The sequence below is a fragment of the Vibrio sp. YT-19(2023) genome (assembly GCF_033337395.1).
This window is the reverse complement of sequence record NZ_JAWOQN010000213.1, coordinates 1-946: the sequence shown is the minus strand read 5'-3', so window position 1 is coordinate 946 and position 946 is coordinate 1. Positions and strand designations below refer to the sequence as shown.

The window sequence follows — 946 nt, the reverse complement described above, 5'->3', positions numbered from 1 at the left end:
CGACCGCTTCCGTCACACGTTGCGAGAGTCGCTCTGGCTGAAATGGTTTCTCAATAAAATCAAATGCGACGACCGCTTCCGTCACACGTTGCGAGAGTCGCTCTGGCTGAAATGGTTTCTCAATAAAATCAAATGCGCCCTTTTGCAACGCACTCACTGCCATATCCACATCCCCATGTCCGGTGATCAGGATAACGGGCGTTTGGATATGATGGTCAATAAGGCTTTCTAAAATCGAGAGGCCATCGCTATCAGGCAAGCGAACATCGCTGACAACGGCATCAAAGTCTTGACTTAGTATCGCCGCCTTTCCAGCGTCACCGGTACTGAATGCCTCAACGTTAAATCCGGCCAGTTGCAGCCATTGGCTGGTTGCTTGACGAACAATGTCATCATCTTCAATAAGTGCGATGTTGGGGGTGCTTTCAAAAGCCATGAATTACTGCCTGTTTAAAACGTCTTTCGTAACGGTAGCAAAAACCACGAGGGAGAAAAGGAGCTAGATCTCACTTCTTAATTACAACTCTTTAACATCCAATCAGTTAGGCGCACTCTGTCTCAATCTGGATAAGTAATCACTGTGAACCGCACAGGAAAAATCTAAATCGGCAAACCTGCATGTGGATTGGGTCATCAATCAAGATGAGGCAGAACTGAAAATCAATAACTTATCTTAAGAAAACGAGTACTTGGATGGAGTCGGTATGACGCTCAGCGGAAAAGGGAAAACGTGGTTGCTTGTGATTTTTGCAAGCGCGATGGTGCTATTTTCTTACAGTGCTAGTCGTGAAATCGCCCACCAATTGCTCAGCGCACAAACGCAAACCGAAGCGCAACAAAAACTACTGGATTACATCGGCGAAGTCCGCCGAGCACTGAAACGCTTTTATCACCTGCCTTATTTAGTCACCAACAATCCCGAAACTATTGCGTTTGTGAAAGGCAA

General features: G+C 46.3%; 1 protein-coding gene and 1 pseudogene. One reads left to right on the top strand and one right to left on the bottom strand.

What is annotated here, in order from left to right; genetic code table 11:
• Positions 1–436: response regulator (locus R7E78_RS24945; RefSeq protein ID WP_318058450.1), on the bottom strand; the 436-nt coding region annotated here is incomplete at its 3' end.
• A 268-nt stretch (positions 437–704) separates the two neighbouring features.
• On the opposite strand from R7E78_RS24945, the pseudogene R7E78_RS24940 reads away from it, so the two are divergent.
• Positions 705–946: pseudogene (locus R7E78_RS24940) on the top strand (PAS domain-containing sensor histidine kinase); the annotation flags it as partial.